Below are 23,370 nucleotides of genomic sequence, written 5' to 3' on the forward strand. Positions count from 1 at the left end.
TTGCATTTCACATCTATTTTACAGCATTTATATGTATTAAAAAAATTTATCGAAAGAAACAAAGAACAAAAAAATAACAACCTTTTATCAAGGTTGCATATTTTTTCGATTTTCTATTAATCTTCAGGTGTTTCTCCAACTTTTGTTAACACACCAGATTGAATTTCTTCAAGTGCTTTCCCCACGAACTTGTGTGACACAGGTTTAGCTATCTGCTGGTTGTCATACTTTTGAATCTCTCTTGCACGCTTAGAGCTAAGAGTTACTAATGAATATTTTGAATCTATTTTTTCCATAAGAGAATCAATGGATGGATATAGCATTATTTGTCATCTCCTAAAATTTTTTCGTATTTTGGACGAACTCTGTCTACCCGGCAATGTTCTGTTGTAATGATCGCTTTAATTCGATTACAGGCAGATTCAATCTGATCATTTACGACAGAATAGTCATAATGCTTCATGAGTTCTATTTCTTCTTTGGCAACAGACATACGGTTGTTGATTAAATCTTCCGTTTCTGTGCCGCGTCCAACAATACGACTTCTTAATTCATCCAGGCTTGGTGGTGTTAAAAAGATAAAGACCCCTTCTGGAAAAATATTTTTTACTTGAAGTGCACCTTGAACTTCAATTTCTAAAATTACGTCTTTGCCTTCATCAAGTGTTCGGTTTACATAATCGATCGGCGTCCCGTAATAGTTGCCTACATATTCTGCCCACTCGAGCAATTCTTTGTTCTCAATCATGTTAAGGAACTCTTCTTTTGTCTTAAAGAAGTATTCTACCCCATGCCGTTCGCCTTCACGCGGCTTTCTTGTCGTTGCTGAAACGGAGTATTGAATGTCCAGCTTTTGTTCACGAAGCGCTTTACAAACAGTTCCTTTTCCAACACCCGACGGACCGGAAAGTACAAACAGAATGCCTCTTTCTTTTTCCATAAAAACCTCCACAACCTAACTTTCTTCTGAGCCCTCATCAACCGACATCAGTCTGTGAGCTACAGTTTCTGGCTGTACAGCTGACAAAATGACATGATCACTGTCAGTCACAACAACCGCTCTCGTTCTGCGGCCATATGTAGCATCAATCAACATGTTCTTTTCTCGTGCAACCGTGATTAATCGTTTGATCGGTGCAGATTCTGGACTGACTACCGCAATGATTCGGTGAGCAGCAACAATATTTCCGTACCCAATATTAATTAATTTCATCTCTAAACGCCCCTAACCTGCTACTATTCTAGCCAAATGGAATAACGGGTCATACGCTACTTGTACGATATTGTGAAAAACTGTACACATGTTCCTATATTTTAGCATACAAATCCTGAAATCTAAACTAATTTCGCTTATTTGCGGAAATATCGTGATCTATCTTCGGCGAATGAATAGAAAAGAGTGTGAATGCAATTCTACGTGTACGTATGAAAATCTCTCGTTGCACTCGTAAATCTCTCGTTGCGCTCGTAAATCTCTCGTTGCGCTCATAAATCTTTCGTTGCGCTCGTAAATCTCTCGTTGCGCTCGTAAATCTCTTGTTGCGCTCGTAAATCTCTCGTTGCGCTCATAAATCTCTCGTTGCGCTCATAAATCTCTCGTTGCGCTCGTAAATCTCTCGTTGCGCTCGTAAATCTCTCGTTGCGCTCGTAAATCTCTCGTTGCGCTCGTAAATCTCTCGTAAATCAGCAAATTTTTAACAAAATTTGCTCGTTTTCAACAAAAAACAAAAGAAGCTGGCCCTAATATTATTAGAGCCAGCTCTTATTTTATCGTGTTTCTCTTTTAAACAGCTGAAAACCTGCTAAAGCAAATGTTGGTATAGATGCCATACCCATTACGAGAAGCCATTGTCTTAATGAAAGCGGAACAGTATGGAAAATATCCTGCAGGGGCTGTACATACATAACAACGAGCAATAATAGAATGGATGAGATTACTGCCAGCACAAGGTATCCGTTCTGGAACGGATTTCTGTGGAAGACGGAACGTTCACTTCTGCAATCAAACACGTGAATCAACTGGGCCATAACAAGAGTCGCAAAGGCAACAGACTGGGCCACAATCAATTGATCCGGATTTTCTTTTAACGTTACCCAAAACGCTAATATCGTGGCTGCACCGATTAAGAATCCGCGAGAAACGATCTTCCAGCCAAGTCCTCTAGAAAAGACTCCTTCTTTTGCTTGTCGAGGTTTTCTTCTCATCACATCTTCTTCGGCTTGATCGACCCCTAAAGCCATTGCCGGCAGACCATCTGTTACAAGGTTTACCCATAAAATCTGAATCGGCACTAAAGGAAGCGGCAATCCCATGATCATCGCAAACAGCATGACCAATATTTCACCTACATTTGATGCCAGAAGATAACGAATAAACTTTCTGATGTTTTCATAGATGTTTCTTCCTTCTTCAATCGCAGAACGGATCGTAGCAAAATTGTCGTCTCCTAATACTAAAGATGAAGCTTCCTTTGCCACATCCGTTCCGGTTATCCCCATCGCAATCCCAATGTTGGCTGACTTTATGGCAGGCGCATCATTTACTCCGTCACCTGTCATTGCTACAACATGGCCTTTACGCTGTAAGGACTTTACAATCTTTAATTTATGCTCTGGCGAAACCCTCGCATATACGTAAACATTTTCAGTTACTTTGTCCAATTCTTCATCGTTAAGCTGAGCAAGTTCAGCACCTTCCATTACTCTACCGCCAGCAGGAAGCATGTTCAATTTCTTTGCGATGCTCGCAGCTGTCACTACATGGTCACCTGTAATCATAACGGTTTTGATACCGGCAGTATGGCAATCTCTTATACTTTGTTCAACCTCAGGACGAGGCGGATCCATCATACCTTGCAGACCTACAAAAGTGAGGCTTCTTTCAGCAAATGATGCTTGAGCGAAATTTTCCCCATCTTTTAATGGCCTTATCGCAACCGCAATCGTTCTTAGCGCCTGACTTCCAAGAGCGTAGATCGCTTCTTTAATTCTTTCTTTATGTGCTTGTTTGATTAATTGCCTTTTGTCATCCCATACAATATAGTCACTTTTTTCGAGCAGAACATCTGGAGCACCCTTAACAACGAGCATCTGGTTTCCATCCGTATCACGTACAATAACACTCATCATCTTTCTAGTAGAATCAAATGGGAACTCCTGCTGAATAGTAAACTGTTCACTAAGCGACTCTTTTGTGATCCCCGCTTTATATGCACTAACAAGTAACGCCGTCTCAGTTGGGTCACCGATTTCCAGAAGAGAACCTTTCTTTTCTTCTTCTAAAGAAGCATTGTTGCAAAGTGCAGCGTATGCCAACACTTCTGTTAATTTATCTTCGCGTTTATCACTCTCTTTAATTCCAGCTCCAACCACTTCAAATCCATCTTCACCGACTGTCCATTGTCTGCCTTGTGACCAAACACGAGTTACAGTCATTTTGTTTTGAGTTAGAGTACCTGTTTTATCAGAACAGATTACCGTAGCACAACCGAGCGTTTCAACTGAAGGAAGCTTACGGACGATAGCGCTTTTCTTAATCATCTTTTGAACACCTAGTGCCAGGGCGATCGTAACAATAGCCGGAAGGCCCTCTGGAATAGCTGCTACGGCTAGTGACACACCTGCTAAGATCATGCTGTATAGATCATGCCCTTGCATAACACCTGCTAGTACGACAAGAACCGTTAACAAGAGTGCAAGAGCGATTAAGATTTTCCCAAGTTGTTCAAGCTTCATCTGAAGAGGTGTAGCTATGTTTTCGGCTGTTTGAATCAAGTGTGCGATCTTACCCATCTCTGTTTTCATACCGGTTGCTACAACGATTCCTTGTCCCGTTCCTCTTGTGACCATCGTTCCCATGAACGCCATGTTCTCCTGATCACCAAGATTAAGTTCATCGGCAGAAATAAGATTGTTATGCTTTTGTGCAGGAACAGATTCCCCTGTTAGTGCTGACTCCTCAATCTGCAGTCCTGATGTTTTTAAAAGCCTTATATCAGCTCCAACCCTGTCACCGCTTTTTACTTTAATGACATCTCCTGTTACAACATCTTTGGCTGCGATCGAAACCCACTTACCTTCTCTTAAAACTTGGGCAGTCGGTGCAGAGAGCTCTTTTAACGAGGCAAGTGATCTTTCCGCTTTTCTCTCTTGAATAAACCCTAGAATTCCATTCATCACCACGATCAAGATGATGGCGATCGCGTCTAGATATTCTCCAAGAAAACCCGATAGTAATGTAGCAGCCAGCAAAACAAGAACCATAAAGTCCTTAAATTGTGCTAGGAACATCAGAATAGCAGACTGCTTTTTCCCTTCTTCTAATTGGTTCGGTCCATCTAGCTTTAATCGCCTTTCTTGCTCACTTTTCGAAAGACCTTCATCCATCCTGCTGTTCAGTATGGATTCAATTTCGTCTTGCGGCAGCTGATACCAATTCATAGCTTCCACCTCTGATAAGATTAGTTAATGCCATTTATATGCAGGCATGTCCGCAAAAATGCTATACTATGAATCAGAAATAAGAGGTGAACCAAACATGAGTTTTGATGGAATAATGACACGTGCAATAACTGTAGAATTGCAGAACACACTTACGTCAGGCCGAATTTCAAAAGTCTATCAGCCACATAAGACTGATCTTGTATTTACAATCCGTGCGAACGGGAAAAACCATAAGCTATTATTATCAGCTAATCCTTCATTTGCCAGAGTGCATCTGACAGAGCATTCCTATGAAAACCCAGACACTCCCCCGATGTTTTGTATGCTGCTCAGAAAACATTTAGAAGGCGCATTTATTGAAAAAATTGAACAGCTGGATCTGGAGAGAATCATTACGATTACGGTAAAAAATCGCGATGAGATTGGGGACGAAACAACTAAGGTCTTATATATTGAGATCATGGGAAGACACAGCAATATTATATTAGTTGACGAAAAATCAGAAAAAATTATTGATAGTATTAAACATATTCCCAGCTTTCAGAATCGGCATAGGACCATTCTTCCGGGGTTTCGATATGTGATGCCTCCTGCGCAGGAAAAAACGGATCCTTTCACGATAACAAATATGGATGAGTTTATATCAAAAATTTCCTGGAACGAAGGGAAATTAGATAAGCAGCTTGTTGCAGGATTCAGCGGATTCTCACCTTTACTTGCAAAAGAGATCGTTCATCGAGCAGGACTATCTGTTAAAGAGGATGTAGCGAGCGCTTTCTTTGGGGTGATGAAACAACTTTCAGATCAAAACTACGAACCTCATATGATCGTTAATGAAAAGAAAGAATATTTTTCTGTTATCCCTTTGGGACATGTTACAGGCGAAATTCGTCACTTTGACACAGTAAGCAAAATGCTCGATCGTTTTTTTTATGGTAAGGCTGACCGGGACCGAATCAAACAGCAGGCAAACGATTTAGAAAAATATCTTTCTAACGAGTACGATAAGATATCAAAAAAGATTGGCAAGCTTGAAAAAGAACTGCAGCAAACGGTAAACGCAGAAGAGTATCAACGAAAAGGAGAGCTTCTAACTGCATATATGTATCTAGCTAAAAAAGGGGATAAAGAAGTTGAGGTTGAGGATTATTTCTCAGAGGATCAGCCTCTAGTGAAGATTACTCTCGATCCTCTTAAATCTCCTTCAGACAATGCACAAAGCTACTTTAAAAAATATGCGAAACTAAAAAAGTCTGTTTCTATTATTAAAGATCAGATTGAAAAAGCTAAGAATGAATTACTTTACTTTGAGAGACTGATTGTTCAGATGGATTCTGCTTCCATGAAGGATGTCGAAGAAATTCGTGAAGAACTTGGTGAAGGCGGATATTTAAAACACCGGCAAAGTAAAAATAAGAAAAAACAAAACAAGGCGCCTATGCCTGAAAAGTTCGTATCAACGGATGGAACAGAAATTTTAGTTGGTAAGAACAATAAACAGAACGATTACTTAACATTCAAATTATCAAGAGCGAATGAAACATGGCTTCACACTAAAGACATCCCTGGCTCTCATGTACTCATCCGTTCATCCTCTCCAAGTGAGTCTGCTATTAAAGAAGCTGCTGTATTAGCAGGTTTTTTCAGCAAAGCGAAAAATTCGAGCTCAGTACCCGTTGACTTTACATTAGTAAAACATGTAAAAAAACCAAATGGAGCAAAGCCTGGATTTGTTATTTATGATAATCAGCAAACTCTTTTCGTGACGCCTGATGAAGATCTTGTATTCCGTTTAAAGAAATAAAAGACTTTTTTCGAAAACTTTGTAGCTTTTGTAAGTAGTTGATATCCGTTCTAGGTTGCTTCGCTTTCCGCGGGGTGTGCGGTGAGCCTTCCCGGCGCTTTGCACCATTAGGAGTCTCACCTGTCACACTGATCCCGCTGGAGTCTCGCACCTTCCACTTCTATCAACTTTTCAGAAAAGAGCCGAATAAAAAAAGCAGGACAGCCTGATCAGCTGTTCTGCTCTTTTTTTGCCGTGCTGATGATCGCAAGACCACCTAATACTTCTTTATGCTTGATCTCTGTAAAATGAAGGTCTTGAAGCAATCCTGTCATTTCATTCTCCGTATAACGGTGTCTTCTCGTGCTTACATTAGACCATTTTAATAGAGCCGTTCGTTCAAATCCTGATATTCCATTTTCTTTTGCATAAGAAGCTGCAGTCTCTTGACTCATCTTTTCGGTTGGGTTCAGCATTGCAATCATACCACCATCATTAAGAATACGATGAATTTCCCTAATCCCTTTAGCTGGATCTGGCAATAAAAACATCACACATGTAGAGAAGGCTAAATCAAACGTTTTTTCTTTAAATGGGAGATTTTCTGCGTCTGCAACTAAAAACTCGCTTTTACCACTTAGTTCATGATAAAAGAATTGCTGTATGCTCGCCTTTACCATTTCCGAAGACAAATCCACTCCGACTAGCCTTTTGGCTTCCTCTGCTCCGCGCAGCAGCAATCTGCCCGTTCCGCAGCCAACATCTAGAACTTCTTTATCTGTCCATGATCCTGTTGTGTCTTTTAATGTATCATGAATTTGTTTTAGCCATGTTGTGCGTGCCATGCCATCAAAAAAAGAGACAAGCTCATCAAATTCTTCACCGTTCATTTTTCTCAAAATCGTAATCTCCTTAGAAAACTATTTGGAAAAAGAGGCAGCTCCCCAATGTTCAGGGTCTTGTTGCCATTCTTTTAATAAAGAAAGCCCTTGCTCGCTAATCGTTCCGCTCTCTTGTGCTTCCTCTATTAATGTACTAAAGTTTGTAACGGTTTGAAAAGTAATATCTATGTTACCTAGTGCATCATCCGCTTTTTTCAATCCGTAGCTAAAGATTGCTACAACACCTAGAACTTCGATTCCTGCTTCACGAAGTGCAAGAACAGATTGGATAGAACTTTTGCCAGTAGAGATCAAATCTTCTACAACTACCGCTTTTTTGCTTTTTTCTGTTAATCCTTCGATCTGCTTCGCTTTTCCGTGAGCTTTTGCGCTGGATCGAACGTAACACATCGGCAGGTTCATTTGTTCAGCTACAAATGCGGCATGAGGAATTCCCGCTGTAGCTGTTCCAGCAATAAGATCCGCTTCAGGATAATGATTTTGAATTAACGTTGCAAGTTCTTCAGCAACTTGTTTACGAATCTCAGGATACGCAATAATCAAACGGTTATCACAATAAATGGGAGACTTCATTCCTGAAGACCACGTGTATGGCTCCTCTGGTGAAAGTGTTACAGCTTGAATGTTAAGCAAATGTTGGGGAATTGTTGTTTTCATGACTTTCTCTCCATTCATTTAAGATTTCTTCATATGTGTGCAGCGGCTGCTCAGATTGGGTAATACTTCTTCCTATTACCATATAATCTGACCCCTTTGCCGCTGCTTCCGCTGGTGTTGCAATCCGTGCTTGATCATGGGTATCTGAGCCACTAGGCCGGATTCCAGGAGTTACCGTCAAAAAGTCTTTTCCACAAACGTTTTTTATCTCCATAGTTTCTTGTACAGAGCAAACTACACCATCTAAGCCTGAATCTTTCGCAAGTTTAGCGTAGTGAGATACACAATCTTTTAAACGAGTATCCTTGATCAGAAGCTCTTCCTTCAAAACTTTTTCTGTTGTACTTGTAAGCTGTGTGACTGCAATTAATTTCGTGTGGTGAGCACCAGATGCAAGGAGTCCTTCTTTTGCAGCCTTCATCATCACCATACCTCCAGCAGCATGAACATTGACCATGTCAATGTTCAGTCCACCAAGTACTTTCATTGCTTTATGAACGGTAGTCGGAATGTCGTGAAGCTTTAAATCAAGGAATACACGAAAGCCTTTATCCTTCAGCCATTTTACAAAGGAAGGACCTTCTGCGTAGAAAAGTTCCATTCCAACCTTCACATATGGCGACTGACCTTCAAAGCTTGCTAAGAACTTCTTTGCTTTGTCTGCGTTTTCAAAGTCTAACGCGATGATAACGGGGTTTTCCATTGCTTTGTGCTCCTTCCTGTCATCTCACTTATATTTTCCATGCCGATCTCATCCAGCAGTTCTGGAAGTTTCTCAATGATCTCCGGACAAACATATGGATTTACGAAGTTTGCCGTTCCAACCGCTACAGCTGATGCTCCTGCAGACATCATTTCAAGGACATCTTCAGCCGTACTTACACCGCCCATACCGATAATCGGAAGAGATACCTTTTGGCTTACTTCATAGATCATTCGAATAGCTACTGGTTTAATCGCTGGACCCGATAGTCCGCCTGTCTTGTTTGCCAGGATAGGATTACCCGTTCTCCAATCCAGTTTCATGCCAACTAAGGTATTGATCATGGAAAGGCCGTCCGCACCCGCTTCTTCTACAGCCTGTGCCATCTCTACGATATTAGAGACATTAGGCGAAAGTTTTACGTACACTGGTTTTTTTGAAACATCCTTCACTTTTCTCGTTAAGTCAGCAGCTGATTTGTAATCCGTACCAAAATGAATCCCGCCTTCTTTTACGTTCGGGCAAGAAATGTTTAGCTCCACAGCTGATACGAGTGGCGAAGCTGAGATTTGTCTTGTTACTTCGATATACTCTTCTTCTGTTGATCCTGCAATGTTTGCAAGGATCGGGATGTTATATTTTTCTAGAGCAGGAAGTTCGTTCTCAATAATGTTTCTTACGCCTGGATTTTGAAGGCCGATTGCGTTTAACATCCCGCTTTCTGTTTCAGCTACTCGAGGTGTTGGATTGCCAAAGCGACCTTCAAGTGTAGCTGCTTTGATCGTAACACCGCCTAAGACACTTAAGTCATACCATTTCGCGTATTCTTTTCCGAATCCAAAACAACCTGATGCAGGAAGAATGGGGTTCTTCATATTTAATCCTGGCAAGGAAACACTTAGCCGACTCATAGCACAACCTCCCCCATTTTAAATACTGGTCCGTCACTGCAGATTTTCACATAGCCTGACTTCCTGGTTTCAGTTGGGCATACACAAGCAAAGCAAGCGCCGATTCCGCAGCCCATTCGTTCTTCCAAAGAAAGATATCCGTCTAAGCCGCCAGCTCTATCTTCTACAGCTTTTAGCATAACTGCTGGGCCAACAGAGTAGATGACAGGTTCATCTTCAACGCAAGCCCCCATGGCATCTGTCACAAAACCTTTTATACCTAGAGATCCATCAACTGTTGTCACAATCGTTTCTCCAATAGCTTGGAACTTTTCAACGTAAAAGCTGTCCTCGACCGATTGATAACCTAAGATAAAAGTAACCTCGATTCCTTTTTTCTTCAGGTGTTTACCAAGGTAGTAAAGTGGCGGTACACCAATTCCTCCACCAATAAGCAACGCACGTTTGTTCACAGCAATGGCATCCATATCAAATCCGTTGCCAAGCGGTCCGAGTACATCAACTAACTCCCTGGCTTGTTTTTGGCTAAGCTGTTTCGTCCCTTCACCTTGAGCACGATACAGCAGTGTCACTTCCTCTTGATCATGGTCCACATCACAAATGGAAAGAGGACGACGTAAAAGTTTAGAAGATTGATTCCCTACACTGACATGGAGAAACTGACCAGGTGTAGTCATACTGCCTACACCAGGGCCAGTCAATTTCATCTCATAGATGTTTCTCGCGATCTCCCTATTCGACGTAACCTTTAATAAATGCTTCCTCATACGAGCACCTTTTCTTTTTTTGTAAAGGATGAAAGGGCGTGTGCTGAGAAGGAGATGGATTCAAGTACTTCTAAAAGAGCTACAGATGTATCTAAGTTTGTCAGACATACTACTCCATTCTCCGCACATTCTCTTCGGATTCGGAATCCGTCTCTAGCTGGAATCTTTCCTTTTGTCAGTGTATTTACTACAAATTGCGCTTCACCTTTTCTAATCACATCAAGCAGGTTTCGTCCTTCAGAACCGATCTTGCCAACCACATCCACGGGAATGCCTTCTTTTTCGATAATACTTGCCGTTCCTTCTGTTGCCATGATCGTGTAACCAATCTCGTAAAATCGTTTTACCATATCCAGTGCTTCTTCTTTATCTTTGTCTGCTACCGTGAAAAGTACGGTTCCATATGCAGGAATCTTCATGCCAGACGCGATTAATCCTTTGTAGAGTGCCTTCTGCAGATTCTTATCTCTTCCCATTACTTCTCCAGTAGACTTCATCTCAGGTCCTAAGTAAGTATCTACACGGCGAAGTTTTGCAAATGAGAATACAGGGACTTTTACAGAAACTTCATCAGCTTCGGGTTGGTAGCCTGTTTCATATCCTTGCTGTTTTAAACTCTCTCCCAAGATTACTTTTGTTGCTACGTTCGCCATTGGTACACCGGTAATCTTGCTTAGGAACGGTACTGTTCGGCTTGAACGAGGATTTACTTCTAATACATACACTTCATCTTTGTGCCAAACGAACTGGATATTTAACAATCCAATAATCTTTAAGCCTTTTGCGATTGCAATCGTTCGGTCTATAATCTTTTCCTTGATCACTTCGGGAAGTGTTTGCGGAGGATAAACCGCAATCGAGTCCCCGGAGTGAACACCAGCTCGCTCAATGTGCTCCATCATTCCCGGGATGAACACATCTTTCCCATCAGAAATCGCATCGACTTCAATCTCTTTTCCTTCAAGGTATCTATCAACTAATACGGGGTGATCAGGATTAACTTTCGCAGCGTTTTCCATGTATTGAAGAAGCTCGCTTTCTTGATACACGATTTCCATCGCTCGGCCGCCAAGAACATAAGAAGGTCTTACGAGCACCGGGTAACCGATTGAAGTCGCAATCGTAACAGCGTCTTTTACTGAGAATGCCGTTTTTCCTGCAGGCTGCGGAATCTCAAGCTGCTTCATCACTTGTTCAAAACGTTCTCTATCTTCAGCAAGGTCCATGCTGTCAAGTGAAGTACCTAGAATCTTTATGCCTCTTCTTTCAAGTTCTTCAGATAGGTTGATCGCTGTTTGACCACCGAATTGTACGATGACACCTTCCGGCTTTTCATGTTCGATCACATGCATGACATCCTCTACAGTCAATGGTTCAAAATAAAGTTTGTCAGACATACTGAAGTCTGTAGAAACCGTTTCTGGGTTGTTGTTGATAATAATCGCTTCATAACCTGCTTCCTGTATCGCCCAAACCGTGTGTACAGTAGCGTAGTCAAACTCGATTCCTTGTCCGATCCGGATCGGACCTGATCCTAATACGACAACACTCTTTTTAGCCGAGATGATCGATTCATCTTCATCTCCGTATGTTCCATAATAGTATGGTGTTGCAGATTCAAATTCTGCTGCACACGTATCGACCATCTTGAATACTGGTTTGATTTTTTCGTTTAGTCTGAATTGATAAAGCTCATACTCGTCCATTTCCCAAGCATCAGCAATCCAACGGTCGCTGAAGCCTTTTTCTTTTGCTTTCTTCAATATCACAGCGTCTTTTTTACGTTCTTTTATACGCTTTTCTAATAGTACGATACCGTTCAATTTTTCTAAGAAGAAAAGATCGATCTTTGTCCATTCATGAATCTCTTCGACCGTAACGCCCATTCTAAAGGCTTCTGCAATATAGAACAGTCTCTCATCATCTGCTCTTAAGATTTTTTCTTCTACTTCTGACTTTGTTAGATTCTTCTCTTTTACATCAAGGTGGAAAGCTGAAATTTCCAGCGAACGCACAGCTTTTAAGAGTGATTCTTCAAAATTGCGTCCGATAGCCATAACTTCTCCGGTTGCTTTCATCTGCGTACCAAGCTTACGGTTTGCTCCTTCAAACTTATCAAACGGCCATCTTGGGATTTTTGAAACAATATAGTCAAGCGCAGGTTCAAAACAAGCATATGTTGTACCTGTTACCGGGTTTTTAATCTCATCAAGTGTGTATCCCACAGCAATCTTCGCAGCAAGCTTCGCGATCGGATATCCTGTCGCTTTTGATGCCAGTGCAGATGAGCGGCTTACACGCGGATTTACTTCGATCACAAAGTATTGAGAGCTATCTGGGTCTAGTGCCAGCTGTACGTTACATCCACCCTCGATTTGAAGAGCTCTGATAATTTTTAATGAAGCATTTCTTAATAACTGATAGTCTCTGTCAGTAAGGGTTTGGCTGGGAGCCACTACGATTGAATCCCCTGTATGAATACCGACCGGGTCAATGTTTTCCATGTTACAAACAACGATAGCTGTATCATTTTTGTCTCGCATTACTTCATATTCAATTTCTTTAAATCCTGCAATACTCTTTTCGATCAGTACTTGTCCGACAGGGCTTGCATGAAGACCAGCTGGTGTGATTTCTAAGAATTCTTCTTCGTTTGTTACAATTCCGCCTCCTGTTCCGCCAAGTGTAAACGCAGGACGAATGATGACAGGATAGCCATTTTCCTCAACAAAAGCTCTAGCTTCATCCATATTGTGTACGATTGCACTCTCTGGAACCGGTTCATTTAACTCTCTCATTAGTTCTCTGAACAAGTCGCGGTCTTCTGCTTGCTGGATGGACGGAAGCTTCGTACCTAACAATTCAACGTTGTATTCTTCTAATACGCCTGAATTATAAAGTTCAACAGCAAGATTAAGACCGGTTTGTCCGCCAAGTGTTGCAAGAAGTCCATCTGGACGTTCCTGCCGGATGATTCTAGAAACAAATTCAAGTGTTAAAGGTTCGATATAAACTTTATCTGCCATATTTGGATCTGTCATGATCGTTGCAGGATTTGAGTTTACTAGAACAACTTCATATCCTTCTTCTTTTAAAGCTTGGCAAGCTTGTGTACCAGCATAATCGAATTCAGCTGCTTGTCCAATTACGATAGGTCCTGAACCAATCACTAGAATTTTTCGGATATCATGTCGTTTAGGCATATTGCATCAAACCTTCTTTCTTAGTTGTTTTAATCATGTTCATGAACTCGTCAAAGATCGGATTTGAATCTTGTGGTCCTGGTGATGCCTCTGGGTGATACTGAATAGAAAAGGCTGGTTTCACTTTATGTTTTAAACCTTCTACTGTTCCGTCATTGACCGCTTGATGTGTAAGCACAAGTTCTGTTTTTAATAATGAAGCTTCGTTTACCGCATAACCATGATTTTGCGAGGTTAGTGCGATTTTTCCAGTCGCCAGATCTTTTACAGGATGGTTAGATCCTCGGTGTCCAAACTTTAATTTTTCTGTATCAGCGCCGCATGCAAGGGCTAATAGCTGATGTCCAAGGCAGATTCCCAAGATCGGGATATTATGTTTTAACAATTCTTGAATCATTGTAATACCAGAATGTACGTCTTTTGGATCTCCTGGCCCATTGCTTAGCAGGACACCATCAGGCTGCAAGCGAATGATATCAGCAGCTGTCGTGTTATATGGAACAACGATTACATCACATAAACGTCTTGATAATTCTCTTAACATCCCGCTTTTTACACCAAAATCAACAACAACTACTCGGTATCCGCTGTTCGGTAAGTGGTAGGGAGACTTTGTAGAAACCTTTTTCACTTGGTCAGTCGTTAATGGTGAAGCATTCAATTCCTTAATGATCTCTTCAGCATTTTCAAGGGAATTTGTCATTTTTCCTTTTAATGTTCCATGTTGACGGATCTTTCTTGTTAACTTACGTGTATCAATTCCATATAGCCCAGGAATATCTTTTGCAGTCAGCCAGCTGCTTAATGACTGCATACCTTCGTGATGATTAGGAAACTCAGCATGTTCATTTACAATGATTCCGCTCGTTGCCGGATGAATTGACTCGTAATCAGAACGGTTGATTCCGTAATTCCCAACTAACGGATACGTAAAGCAGATGATCTGATCGCAATATGAAGGATCTGTCATGACCTCTTGATATCCTGTCATGCTTGTTGTGAATACAACCTCTCCGCTTGATTCACGTTGTGAACCAAAAGCAAGTCCGTTAAAAATTGTTCCATCTTCTAAAATTAAGTAGCGTTTCATACTAAGCTCTCCTCCTTGTGGTAAACAAGCTTTCCATCAAAAATGGTAGCAATCGGCCAGCCCTTGCAGACCCAGCCATCAAATGGTGTGTTTTTTCCTTTTGATACAAACTCATTAGCGTTGATTGCTTCTTCTATATCTAAATCTACAATCGTTAGATCCGCATTTGCCCCTTCAACAAGCGTTCCATATGGCAGATTAAAGCTTTCTGCCGGTGTCTTCGTCATCTTATCCACCAGCTCTTGCAATGTGAACCTCTTCTCTTTTAAAACAAGCTCTGTATAGAGAAGCGGGAATGCTGTTTCCAGACCAACGATTCCAAAAGGTGCAAGCTCAACATCTTGTGCCTTCTCTTCTGTACTATGCGGTGCATGATCTGTTGCGATAAAGTCCAATGTTCCTTCTTTTAACCCTTGGATCAATGCTTCACGATCTGCTTCACTTCTTAGCGGCGGGTTCATTTTGTAATGAGTATCATTTGGCTTAATATCTTTGTCACTTAAGATCAAGTGATGCGGTGTTACTTCTGCTGTAACCTTTATACCAGCACGCTTTGCATCTCTAATAACACGTACAGATTCTTTTGTACTCACATGGCAAACATGGTATCTTGCGTCTGCCGCTTCTGCTAATAGTACATCACGTGAGATATGAACCGATTCACTTACAGAAGGAATTCCAGGAAGTCCTTCTTTTTTTGTAAACTCTCCTTCATGAAAAGCTCCACCTTTAGGAAGAAGTGTGTTATCTTCGCAATGCGCCACGATCACTGCTCCAAGTCGGCCCGCTTCTTTCATTGCGTTTAGCATCATCCCCGCTGACTGTACACCTACACCATCATCTGTAAAAGCAAAAGCTCCCCCTTTTAAAAGAGTCTCAAAGTCTGTACGTTCACTGCCGACCTGGCGAGTTGTTATGGATGCATAAGGCAATACTCTGCAGCTTGCGGTGTCTTTGATTTTTCGCTGAACGAGCTCTAGCGTTTCAGCACTGTCTGGAACTGGGCGTGTGTTAGGCATAGCAGCTAGAGTTGTGTAGCCTCCCTTAACCGCAGCTTTTGTACCTGTCGCAATCGTTTCTTTATGCTCGCCACCAGGTTCTCTTAAGTGAACATGCAGATCTATAAATCCAGGGGTAACAAGTTTTCTGTCTGCCTCAAGCACGTTATGCTCACCTGCAGGAATATCTTTCTCCACTTTTTGAATCACATTATTTTCAATCAGAATATCTGTTTCGATCAGGTTGTTGTTCCCATCTAAAATGTTAGCGTTTTTTAATAAGTAGCCCATCGTTTACCGCCTCCTGATTTGTTGTTAATGCCCACTTCAAAACAGCCATTCTGATAAAAACTCCATTTTGAACTTGTTTAAAGATCCTGGAGCGTTCACATTCTACGAGACCGTCTGCAATTTCAACCCCTCTATTGACTGGTGCGGGGTGCATGATGATACTGTGAGCTTTCATTCTTTTTTCCCGCTCTTCTGTTAAACCATATTGCTGATGATAATCCTCTTTTGTTAATAGCATAGAAGCACTGTGTCTTTCATGCTGAATTCTTAACATCATTAATGCATCTGCCGCTTCTACTGCTTCGTCCATCGGAATGAAGTCTTCTTTCCACTCATTCACAAACCACTCTTCTGGGCCAGAGAACAAAACTTTAGCTCCCATCTTTCGAAGGACTTCTGCGTTTGAGCGAGCAACGCGGCTGTGCAAGATATCTCCTACAATTACTACTGTTAGACCCTGCAGGACGATAAATTCCTGTTGAATCGTCAGTAAGTCTAAAAGAGATTGTGTTGGATGGTTCCCGCACCCATCACCTGCATTGATGATCGGAACATTTATTTTTTCAGCTAAGCCGTCAAAATAGCGGTCTTGAGGGTGCCGTATGACAAACGCCTCAACCCCTATCTCCTCTAGTGTTCTTAACGTGTCGTAAAGTGTTTCTCCTTTTTGGACAGAAGATCCGTTCACTTCAACGTTTAAAGGTTTCATGCCAAGCCTGTGCTCTGCAGCTTCAAAGCTGAACCTTGTTCTTGTACTTGGCTCAAAAAATAAATTCGCGATCATTTTCTTGTGGAAAATTTCATCTTGTTTTCCGCCATTAAATTCTTCTGCTTTGTTTAAAATGTATTGAATGTCTTCGATCGATAACTCATTCATTGATAGCAAGTGATTCATCCAAAACTCTCCTTTTTACATAAAAATAGCACCCTGAAAGTATATTCAGGGTGCCCTTAACAGAAGAAGCAACTAAGTTCCTCTCTGTCGTTCACCCTTTTAAGTCTCTCGTACTTAATTAAAAGGTGTATTATGCAGCTGTGTCGTTACCGTTTTTCTTAAACATTTTGTTCATTAGATCTTCATCATTCTCTCTCCCAGGCAGCACTAGGTTTAATACGATTCCAATCAGAGTTGCTAAAGCCATTCCGGCAATTTCAAAGTTAGCATTGATCTTAAGTGCTGCTCCGCCAATCCCGGTTACTAAGATAACAGATGAGATAATCAAGTTTCTCTTGTTTCCAAAGTCAATGTTATTATCAACAAGCATTCTTAAACCAGATGAAGCGATGATTCCAAAAAGCAGGATGGATACGCCGCCCATTACAGCCGTTGGGATCGTGCTGATTAATGATGTAACTTTCCCTGAGAATCCGAACAGGATCGCTGTCACAGCAGCTCCCCCGATCACGAAAACCGAGTAAACCCGAGTTATGGCTAATACACCAATATTTTCGCCGTAAGTAGTTACAGGAGGTCCACCGATTAAAGAACCGATCACAACTCCCATTCCATCTCCTAAGATCGAACGATGGAGGCCAGGCTTTTCAATAAAGTTACGTCCTACTACTTTGGATAGAACCAGCTGATGTCCGATATGTTCTGCGATGGTTACCGCAGCGACCGGCATCATGATCATGGCGATACTCCACGAAAAATCAGGTGTGTATGTTACAAACGGCACGATAAAATCAGGTGCTTGAATCCAGTTTGCTTCTGTCACCTTCGTAAAGTCAACAATTCCTCTGATATAAGCAAAGATGAAACCAGCTATAATTCCGATTAAGATCGGGATGATTCCTAAGATTCCTCTAAAGAAGATGGAGCATACGATGGTTACTCCAAGCGTAAAGAGTGCAACAGTAAAGTGTGTTAAGCTGTATTTCTGTGTTACAGGATCATTCATCGCCATACCTACTGCAACGTTTGCAAGTCCTAGCCCGATTACGATAATGACAGGGCCTACTACTACTGGCGGTAAAACTCTCATCAACCACTTAAAACCAAAACCTTTTATCAATAGTGCAACTGCTCCGTATACTAAACCTGCCAGGAAACTTCCCAGCATAGCCGCCTCAGGGCCCCCGAAAGCTTTAACCGTTATGATTGGAGTTATAAAGGCAAAGCTGGATCCAAGATAAGCTGGAATTTGTCCTCTTGTTACTAAAAGGTACGCCAGTGTTGCAAGCCCACTCGATACGAGTGCAACCCCAGGATGAAGTCCTACTAAGAACGGAACCAGCACTGTTGCACCAAACATGGCGAATAAGTGCTGAAGGCTTAGTGTAAACCATTGAACCGGTGATGGTTTTTCATGTACATCTAAAATTGCTTTCGTATTGTTTTCCATTTAAAAGACCTCCTAATTAAAAGCTGAAACGACCGTTTATAGCCATAAAAAAACCTCTTCTGCTTTAGCAAAAGAGGCCGCGGAGGCACATGTGCACGCACTTCCTCGTGCCGCACATATTTTATACCTCCCTTGCCAGCCTCTCTGGACTGAATTTAAAGGGACATTATTTATTTGTTGAGATGGCTACTTCATCAAAACCATCTACTTCGATCAATGAAGCAGATATAATTTCTTCACTTGAAGTCGGAACATTTTTACCAACATAATCTGCTCGGATCGGCAGTTCCCTATGACCTCTGTCAATCAGGACAGCCAATTGTATATTGGAAGCTCGTCCAAGATCCATTATGGCATCCATACCAGCTCTTACCGTTCTCCCCGTATAAAGGACATCATCCACTAATATGATCTTTTTATCTGTTACTTCAACGGGGATATCTGTGCCTTTTACTTCCGGTTCAGAATCATCTGTTTTGATCTTAAGGTCGTCCCGGTATAATGTTATGTCAATTACACCTACAGTTACAGCGTTCCCCTCGATCTGTTCAATTCGTTCAGCAAGGCGTTTTGCAAGAAATTCACCACGGGTTTTTATGCCGGCTAATACGATGTTTTTGACTCCTTTGTTTCGCTCGATAATTTCATGAGCGATTCGGGTCAAAGCTCTTCTTATTGCCTGGTCATCCATTAAAACTGTCTTTGACATAATTTACCCTCCTCTTTAAAATCGCTTTGCCTTTAACCGTTTTCCAAACAAAAAATCCTCTCACCACATTTGGCGAGAGGATAGAGAGACCCCATTTAGGGTTTCTCATAAAAACGTTTCCTTCTCAGCCTCACGGGACTAAAGTTAAAGGACTATTTAAGCTACATTGATTATGACAAACTCGTATTTGTTTGTCAACTTCTTTTCTCTAAAAGATCCAACAACTCACTCATTTCAGCTGGGATTTCACGTTCAAACTCCATATATTCACCCGTTCTTGGGTGTTCAAAACCCAACGTTTGTGCATGAAGAGCTTGCCCTTCGATCGGAAGTGTCTTTGAAGGGCCATACTTCGGATCACCTGCAAGCGGGAACCCAATATATTTCATATGAACACGAATCTGGTGAGTTCTTCCCGTCTCCAATTGACACTCCACATACGTGTAATTCGTAAACCTTTTTATAACATTGAAATGTGTAACAGCATCACGACTGTTCTCATCAGTAACCGTCATCTTTTGGCGGTCATTCTTGTCTCTGCCGATCGGTGCATCGATCGTTCCCTGATCATGAGGCATAACCCCATGAACGATCGCCTTATAAACACGAGTCGTTGTTTTGGCTTTAAGCTGGTCGACAAGAGACTCATGTGCCATATCATTCTTTGCGACCATCAGTAATCCTGACGTATCTTTATCAATACGGTGTACAATCCCAGGGCGCAATACACCATTAATGCCTGAAAGATCTTTACAGTGCGCCATAAGTCCATTCACAAGTGTTCCGCTGTAATGTCCCGGTGCTGGATGAACGACCATCCCCCGGGGTTTATTCACAACGAGTACATCAGAATCTTCGTATACGATATCAAGATTCATCTCTTCTGGAACAACATCAAGGATTTCAGGTTCTGGAATCTCAATTTCAATAACATCACCAGCAGCACATTTATAGTTTGACTTAACTGGATTATTGTTTAATAAGACAATCTTATCTTTAATCCAGCTCTGGATCTGTGAGCGTGACCACTCATCCTGGACTTCAGACAAAACTTTATCAATACGGTTCCCTTCATGTTCAGTAGATACCGTATAATCAAATTTACTCATTTTCTGTCTCCTTCTTTTTGCTTTCCATAAAACTTTGTATAAAAATAAGACCAACACCAATTACAAGAGCACTGTCCGCAACATTAAAGATAGGGAAATCATAGCTGCCGATCTTCACATCAAGAAAATCGACCACTTCACCATGCAATAAACGATCGATAAAATTCCCAACCGCTCCGCCTAGGACAAGAGCAAGAGCCGTTTTAAGCAGTGTGTCATGTGCATGTTTTTGAAGATAGTAGATGACTGCCCCTACCACGATAATCGTTATTATAATAAAGAAGTAGCGCTGATCTTGCAGAATCCCAAAAGCTGCTCCCCTGTTTCGGTGCGAGGTTATGTAAAAGACTTGATCAATGATAGAAATGGATTGGCCCAATTCCATTTTTTTTACGATCAGCCACTTTGTCGCCTGATCTACTGCGAAGATTAGCAAAGCTACAAGATAATAAAACAATAGAACTCCTCCGATACAGAATTAATGTCTTTATGAATTGTAGCACAGCAATCGGACGTTCTACAATTTAATTTACCCAATCACAACCGAAGTACCTCATCAAAAGAAAAAAATCCCGCGATTTGCGGGATTTTAATCATTATGCGTAATGTTTTTCAACTATACCTGCACAGCTTGCACAAAGTGTAGGGTGTTTTTCATTCTTTCCTACGTCTTCTGACACAACCCAGCAGCGTTCACACGTTTCGCCTTCAGCGTTTGTTACGGAAACTGCTACATGCTCATACTTGCCTGCTGATTCAGGAGCTTCAGACTTAACGCCCCTAACGGTCGCTTTAGAAACGATAAAGAGTTTATTTAACTCTTCAACACTTTCCAGCCAAGGTTTAAGTGACTCTGTAGGATATAAAGTGATGGAAGCAGTTAGAGATTTACCGATCGTTTTCTGGCTTCTTGCTTCCTCTAATGCTTTCAATACTTCATCACGAACATCCATAAATACGTCCCATTCTTTTTCAAGCTGTTCTGTACCCGTATAGTTCTTCACTTCTGGCATCGCAGTTAACTGAACACTTGCTTCCTCTACACCAGGGATGTATTCCCATACTTCATCTGCAGTGTGAGAAAGAACAGGTGCAGACAATTTTGTTAGTGCCATTAACGTTTCGTATAGAACAGTTTGAATGCTTCTGCGTTTATGATCATCCTCTGCTTGGATATAAAGCGTATCTTTTGCCATATCTAAGTAGAAAGAGCTCAGTTCGATCGTACAGAAGTTGTGGATCGTATTATATACCGTAATAAACTGATAATCTTCATATGCCTTCTTAACTTTAGCAACGACCTTATCAAGTTTAACCATCATGTATTTCTCAAGATCAGGCATCTCCTCAAAACTCACGGAATGCTGCTGTGGATCAAAGCCATGAAGATTTCCTAATAAGAAACGAAGTGTGTTTCTGATCTTGCGGTAGACTTCAGCAACCTGCTTTAAGATGTCATCGGAAACACGCACATCTGATTGATAATCTACGGATGACACCCAAAGACGGATAATATCTGCTCCAAGCTGCTTCATAACCTTGATCGGATCAAGCGTGTTACCGATTGATTTACTCATCTTACGACCCTCTCCGTCTAATACGAACCCATGGCTTAGAACAGCTTTATAAGGAGCTTTTCCTGTAATAGCAACAGATGTAGAAAGTGACGAGTTAAACCATCCACGGTATTGGTCAGATCCTTCTAAATAAAGATCTGCCGGACGCACTAAATTTTCTCTTTCTTCAAGTACACCCCAATGAGATGTTCCAGAATCAAACCAAACGTCCATGATATCTGTTTCTTTTGTAAAGCGGCCATTTGGACTGTGAGGAGATGTAAATCCTTCTGGCAGCAAGTCTTTTGCTTCTCTTTCAAACCAAACATTTGAGCCATACTCTCTAAATAGTCCTACAACGTGAGCGATCGTTTCTTCTGTAAGAATAGCCTCGCCATCTTCACCGTAAAAAACAGGGATTGGTACTCCCCAAGCTCTTTGACGAGAGATACACCAATCTTCACGGTCCTTAATCATATTGTGAAGACGTGTCTCACCCCATGTTGGAACCCAGTTTACTTCTTCGATCGCACGAAGCATATCTTCACGAATTCCTTTAATAGAAGCGAACCATTGTGCAGTTGCACGGAAAATAACCGGCTTTTTTGTTCTCCAGTCATGAGGATACGAGTGAGTAATAAATGATAGCTTTAAGAGTGCACCTTTTTCTTTCAATGCCTCAGTTATCGGTTTATTCGCTTCATCATAGAACAGTCCTTCAAATCCAGGAGCTTCTTTCGTCATGACACCTCTGTCATCAACCGGGCAAAGGACATCAAGTCCGTACCGCTTACCTACTAGGAAGTCATCTTCCCCGTGTCCTGGAGCTGTATGAACACATCCTGTTCCAGCGTCCGTAGTAACGTGGTCACCAAGCATTACAAGTGAATCACGGTCATACAATGGGTGGTGTGCCAGAACATTCTCGATTTCAGCGCCTTTAAAACGTTTAACCACTTCTGCCTGTTCCCACTCAAAATCTTTTTTCAGTGTCTCTAATAGCGCTTCAGCAACAACGTATTTTCCATTCTCTGTTTGCAAAGACACATAATCTAATTCAGGATGAACAGAGATCCCTAAGTTTGCAGGAATCGTCCAAGGAGTTGTTGTCCAAATCACAAGTTTTTCATCTGTATCAAGAACACCTTTTCCATCTTTAACATCAAAAGCTACAAAGATAGAAGCAGATCGTTTATCTTGATATTCAATCTCAGCTTCCGCTAATGCAGATTCCGATGAAGGTGACCAATAAACAGGCTTAAGACCTTTATAGATCAAGTCCCTTTTTGCCATTTCGCCAAACACTTCGATCTGTCTTGCTTCATACCCTTTATTTAGAGTGATATAAGGATTTTCCCAGTCACCGCGAACGCCTAAACGCTTGAATTGTTCACGCTGATGATCCACTTGTTTAAGAGCGTATTCTTCACAAAGTTTACGGAATTCAGCAACCGTCAATTCCTTGCGTTTTACTTTTCCGCTTTTCGTTAACGCTGTTTCAATCGGAAGACCATGTGTGTCCCAACCAGGAACATATGGTGCATAATGACCTGTCATTGATTTAAAACGAACAATGATATCTTTTAGAATTTTGTTTTCGGCATGCCCGATATGAATATCACCGTTTGCATATGGAGGACCATCATGCAAGATAAACGGCGGGAGACCCTTCGTTTTTTCTAGTACCATCTCGTAAATGTTAAGCTCTTTCCACTTTTCTTGAACGACAGGTTCTCTTTGCGGAAGATTTCCACGCATCGGAAACTCTGTTTTAGGCATTAATAGCGTGTCTTTATAATTCATTACCTTTCCTCCTTAAATTACAATAAAAATATGGATGACAGTTATTGGGAGGCTGCAAATAAAACAAAAAACCTTCTCGCCCCCACTGAATGAACAGAAG

General features: G+C 41.4%; 19 protein-coding genes and 1 other annotated feature (1 of these 20 cut by a window edge). Of the genes, 1 reads left to right on the top strand and 18 read right to left on the bottom strand.

Translation table 11 applies throughout. The annotated features are described in order from the left end of the window. Positions 1 to 116 precede the first annotated feature (116 nt). The 4 genes from rpoZ to IEV52_RS11850 all read right to left on the bottom strand — a co-directional run bounded on the left by rpoZ (position 117) and on the right by IEV52_RS11850 (position 4,440). Positions 117 to 323, bottom strand: coding sequence for a DNA-directed RNA polymerase subunit omega (gene rpoZ, locus IEV52_RS11835; protein WP_188402739.1), 207 nt, complete (start codon positions 321 to 323; stop codon positions 117 to 119). Next, positions 323 to 940, bottom strand: a complete 618-nt coding sequence (gene gmk, locus IEV52_RS11840) for a guanylate kinase (protein WP_188402740.1) — start codon at positions 938 to 940, stop codon at positions 323 to 325. The genes rpoZ and gmk overlap by 1 nt, the downstream gene beginning before the upstream one ends. 15 nt (positions 941 to 955) lie before the next feature. Next, positions 956 to 1,213 carry an extracellular matrix/biofilm regulator RemA gene (gene remA, locus IEV52_RS11845; RefSeq protein WP_066240628.1) on the bottom strand — a complete coding sequence of 86 codons (258 nt, stop codon included), beginning with the start codon at positions 1,211 to 1,213 and terminating at the stop codon, positions 956 to 958. Between the two features lie 554 nt (positions 1,214 to 1,767). Next, on the bottom strand, positions 1,768 to 4,440 hold the full coding sequence (locus tag IEV52_RS11850) for a calcium-translocating P-type ATPase, SERCA-type (protein ID WP_188402741.1): 2,673 nt from the start codon (positions 4,438 to 4,440) through the stop codon (positions 1,768 to 1,770). Positions 4,441 to 4,537: 97 nt separating this feature from the next. Between IEV52_RS11850 and IEV52_RS11855 the strand changes: the two genes are divergently transcribed. Next, entirely contained in the window at positions 4,538 to 6,247 is a 1,710-nt protein-coding gene (locus IEV52_RS11855; RefSeq protein ID WP_188402742.1) for an Rqc2 family fibronectin-binding protein, read from the top strand. Positions 6,248 to 6,456: 209 nt separating this feature from the next. On the opposite strand, the gene IEV52_RS11860 is transcribed toward IEV52_RS11855, so the two are convergent. The 14 genes from IEV52_RS11860 to ileS all read right to left on the bottom strand — a co-directional run bounded on the left by IEV52_RS11860 (position 6,457) and on the right by ileS (position 23,270). Then, a complete protein-coding gene (locus IEV52_RS11860; RefSeq protein WP_229754343.1) occupies positions 6,457 to 7,116 on the bottom strand; it encodes a class I SAM-dependent methyltransferase in 660 nt (219 codons plus the stop codon). 30 nt (positions 7,117 to 7,146) lie between these two features. Beyond that, positions 7,147 to 7,785, bottom strand: coding sequence for an orotate phosphoribosyltransferase (gene pyrE / locus IEV52_RS11865; RefSeq protein ID WP_188402744.1), 639 nt, complete (start codon positions 7,783 to 7,785; stop codon positions 7,147 to 7,149). Continuing rightward, positions 7,754 to 8,488 (bottom strand): orotidine-5'-phosphate decarboxylase, encoded by a 735-nt coding sequence (pyrF, locus tag IEV52_RS11870; protein ID WP_188402745.1) that lies wholly within the window; start codon positions 8,486 to 8,488, stop codon positions 7,754 to 7,756. The genes pyrE and pyrF overlap by 32 nt, the downstream gene beginning before the upstream one ends. Continuing rightward, positions 8,461 to 9,399 (bottom strand): dihydroorotate dehydrogenase, encoded by a 939-nt coding sequence (locus IEV52_RS11875; RefSeq protein WP_188402746.1) that lies wholly within the window; start codon positions 9,397 to 9,399, stop codon positions 8,461 to 8,463. The genes pyrF and IEV52_RS11875 overlap by 28 nt, the downstream gene beginning before the upstream one ends. Continuing rightward, the gene (locus IEV52_RS11880; RefSeq protein ID WP_188402747.1) at positions 9,396 to 10,166 is read right to left on the bottom strand and encodes a dihydroorotate dehydrogenase electron transfer subunit; all 771 of its coding nucleotides are present in this window, start codon (positions 10,164 to 10,166) and stop codon (positions 9,396 to 9,398) included. The genes IEV52_RS11875 and IEV52_RS11880 overlap by 4 nt, the downstream gene beginning before the upstream one ends. After that, a complete protein-coding gene (gene carB / locus IEV52_RS11885) occupies positions 10,163 to 13,369 on the bottom strand; it encodes a carbamoyl-phosphate synthase large subunit (RefSeq protein WP_188402748.1) in 3,207 nt (1,068 codons plus the stop codon). Before carB ends, IEV52_RS11880 begins: the two co-directional genes overlap by 4 nt. Further along, complete coding sequence (locus IEV52_RS11890) at positions 13,362 to 14,459, bottom strand: carbamoyl phosphate synthase small subunit (RefSeq protein ID WP_188402749.1); 1,098 nt, start codon at positions 14,457 to 14,459, stop codon at positions 13,362 to 13,364. The genes carB and IEV52_RS11890 overlap by 8 nt, the downstream gene beginning before the upstream one ends. Beyond that, positions 14,456 to 15,748, bottom strand: a complete 1,293-nt coding sequence (locus IEV52_RS11895) for a dihydroorotase (protein WP_188402750.1) — start codon at positions 15,746 to 15,748, stop codon at positions 14,456 to 14,458. Before IEV52_RS11895 ends, IEV52_RS11890 begins: the two co-directional genes overlap by 4 nt. After that, positions 15,723 to 16,643: an aspartate carbamoyltransferase catalytic subunit gene (locus IEV52_RS11900; protein WP_188402751.1), complete on the bottom strand. Its 921-nt coding sequence runs from the start codon at positions 16,641 to 16,643 to the stop codon at positions 15,723 to 15,725. Before IEV52_RS11900 ends, IEV52_RS11895 begins: the two co-directional genes overlap by 26 nt. A 130-nt stretch (positions 16,644 to 16,773) precedes the next feature. After that, positions 16,774 to 18,093: a solute carrier family 23 protein gene (locus IEV52_RS11905; RefSeq protein WP_188402752.1), complete on the bottom strand. Its 1,320-nt coding sequence runs from the start codon at positions 18,091 to 18,093 to the stop codon at positions 16,774 to 16,776. 166 nt (positions 18,094 to 18,259) lie between these two features. Next, positions 18,260 to 18,802 (bottom strand): bifunctional pyr operon transcriptional regulator/uracil phosphoribosyltransferase PyrR, encoded by a 543-nt coding sequence (gene pyrR / locus IEV52_RS11910; RefSeq protein ID WP_229754272.1) that lies wholly within the window; start codon positions 18,800 to 18,802, stop codon positions 18,260 to 18,262. 194 nt (positions 18,803 to 18,996) lie between these two features. After that, a complete protein-coding gene (locus tag IEV52_RS11915; protein WP_188402753.1) occupies positions 18,997 to 19,911 on the bottom strand; it encodes an RluA family pseudouridine synthase in 915 nt (304 codons plus the stop codon). Next, positions 19,904 to 20,368: a signal peptidase II gene (gene lspA, locus IEV52_RS11920; RefSeq protein WP_188402754.1), complete on the bottom strand. Its 465-nt coding sequence runs from the start codon at positions 20,366 to 20,368 to the stop codon at positions 19,904 to 19,906. The genes IEV52_RS11915 and lspA overlap by 8 nt, the downstream gene beginning before the upstream one ends. Before the next feature lie 139 nt (positions 20,369 to 20,507). Continuing rightward, positions 20,508 to 23,270, bottom strand: a complete 2,763-nt coding sequence (ileS, locus tag IEV52_RS11925; protein WP_188402755.1) for an isoleucine--tRNA ligase — start codon at positions 23,268 to 23,270, stop codon at positions 20,508 to 20,510. 95 nt (positions 23,271 to 23,365) lie between these two features. Next, positions 23,366 to 23,370: a binding site (T-box leader), on the bottom strand; it runs 231 nt beyond the window's last position.

Source organism: Fictibacillus barbaricus (assembly GCF_014635025.1).
In the GTDB taxonomy this organism is placed as follows: domain Bacteria; phylum Bacillota; class Bacilli; order Bacillales; family Fictibacillaceae; genus Fictibacillus; species Fictibacillus barbaricus.